Here is a 2,033-nt window from a genome sequence, read left to right as displayed (position 1 = left end):
AACCCGCCGCACCGGGCGCGGCGCAGACCGCGAGCTGCACGTCGCTCAATGCCGTCACCTGGGCGTCGGTGCCCGGCGGCAGGTAAACGGCAAAGGGCGATTTGTCTTCAAACACCGACTGACGATCGCCGAGGTTCTGCCAGCTAAAACCGTCGCCCTCGATCGTCACCCGCCCGCTGAGCAGCACCAGGCACAGCTCCTGGTCACCGGCCGTGACCGGCAGGGTTTCGCCCAGGCTCAGGCGGTAGGCGGCAAAGCCGACGTAGTCCAGGCGGCCTTCTTCGAGGGCGACCATGGTTTGCCCGCGTTTATTGCTCTTGACCAGCAAGCTCATTGGCCCGTCCTCTCGTTGAGCAGCGCACGCAAGGTGTCATAGCCCTTTTTCGCATAGATATAGCTGGGCGCGACGGCTGGGTCCTGCTCGGCTTCGACCACCAGCCAGCCTTGATAATGCGCGGCCAGCAGCACGTCGAGCAACGCGGCAAAGTCGATATCGCCGTCACCCGGCACGGTGAAGGTGCCGTTGACGATGCAGTCGGGGAAGCTCCACATCTGGTTGCGCGCCAGTTGCACCACCGCTTTGCGCACGTCCTTGAAATGCACATGGCACACCCGGTCGATATGCTTGCGCAGCACGTCGAGGGGTTCGCCACCGCCCATGTAGCAGTGGCCCGAATCGAACAGCAGGCCGACTTCCGGGCCGGTGCGGCGCATCAATTGATCGATGTCCTCCGGCGATTCGACATAGGCGCCCATATGGTGGTGGTAGGCCAGGCGCACGCCCCGGGACAGGGTAAAGCGCGCCAGTTCGGTGAGTTTGTCGGCGTAGTCCTGCCAGGCCTGCTCACTGTGAAAACGCGGGCGTTCGATCAGGCGGATGCGGGAGCCCTGGATCGAATCGGCGACTTCGCCGTACACCAATACCGTGGCGCCATTGTGTTTGAGCAACTCGACGTGAGTGGCGATGGCTTCGATTTCCTGCGCCACCGAACGCTGGGCCAGGCGGCTCGAATACCAACCGGAGACCAGCGCCAGATCAAAGGGGCGCAACACATCGGCGACGCCCTTGGCGTCCTTGGGGAATTTGCCGTTGAGTTCAAAGCCTTCGTAGCCAATCTGCTTGCCTTCGCTCAGGGCGGTGCTCAGCGGCGTTTCGCCGCCCAGGGCCGGCAGGTCGTCGTTGCTCCAGGAGATCGGGTTGATGCCAATTCGGATTGCGGGCATGGCTGCACCTTTATTATTTTCAGGTATCACTGATATCTGCATTCTGTGGGAGGGAGCTTGCTCCCGATGGCGGTGGTGCAGTTACAGAAGTGTTGCCTGACACACTGCCTTCGGGAGCAAGCTCCCTCCCACATTGGCTTACATTTCAAATTAAGCACTGCGCTCAGCTTCTGGCACTGCACCAGGCACTGATCAATTGCTCGAAAGTGGCCCGGACTTGGCGGATCAGGGTCTCGTCATCAATCTCCCCCGCCATCCACGCGCGGCTCGGCGCCTGGAAGATCGTGCGACCCACGGCAAAACCACGGCAGGTGCGGCTCTGGCTGGCCTGGCGAAAGCCCTCGGCCAGGCGTTCGGCCGACGCATTCAGGCCCAGCAACACCACGCCACGGCAGTACGGGTCGCGTTCCTCGATCAACTCGTCGAGTTTTTTCCAGTCCTCGGCCGACTGCGCCTCGATCTTCCACCACGCCGGGTAGATCCCCAGGTTGTACAGGCGCTTGAGGCTGCGGTAGAGCACATCGGGGTAGGTGGATGGGTGATCCTTGGGCGGGATGACTTCCAGCAACAGTTCATGCCCGCTGACCAGCGAAGCCTCGTACACCGCCTTGAGTTGCGCTTCCTGTTCCAGGCGCAGCAGCGGTTCGTCATCGGGGTGGTATTGCACCAGGCACTTGATGATTTGCTCCTGGGGCCAGGCGATCAGGTTGCTGCCGATCGAGCGGCCGTGTTCGAACGCCAACGGCCGCGAGTTCTGCACCTCCACCGGGCGTGCGATCCACCAGCCGCGACCGCTGGCGGCGTTGAGC

The 2,033-nt window shown here is 62.6% G+C and carries 3 protein-coding genes; all 3 read right to left on the bottom strand.

Features of this window, described 5'->3' with window-relative positions; genetic code table 11:
* Window positions 1-334, bottom strand: a 334-nt coding sequence (locus L9Z73_RS29790) for a 5-deoxy-glucuronate isomerase (protein ID WP_247408503.1), incomplete at its 3' end; no start/stop codon positions are given.
* Window positions 331-1,224 (bottom strand): myo-inosose-2 dehydratase, encoded by an 894-nt coding sequence (iolE, locus tag L9Z73_RS29785; protein ID WP_247408501.1) that lies wholly within the window; start codon window positions 1,222-1,224, stop codon window positions 331-333. The genes L9Z73_RS29790 and iolE, both read right to left, overlap by 4 nt.
* 163 nt (window positions 1,225-1,387) lie before the next feature.
* Window positions 1,388-2,033 (bottom strand): 2-deoxy-5-keto-D-gluconate 6-phosphate aldolase domain-containing protein (locus tag L9Z73_RS29780; RefSeq protein WP_247408499.1); only part of this gene is annotated, 646 nt, incomplete at its 5' end.

This window comes from Pseudomonas emilianonis, assembly GCF_023072625.1.
In the GTDB taxonomy this organism is placed as follows: domain Bacteria; phylum Pseudomonadota; class Gammaproteobacteria; order Pseudomonadales; family Pseudomonadaceae; genus Aquipseudomonas; species Aquipseudomonas paraveronii.
This window is presented reverse-complemented; position numbering and strand designations above follow the sequence as displayed.

Coding starts and splice junctions, on each gene's coding strand:
- iolE (WP_247408501.1), bottom strand. CDS start 1,224: ATGCCCGCAATCCGAATTGGCATCAACCCGATCTCCTGGAGCAACGAC.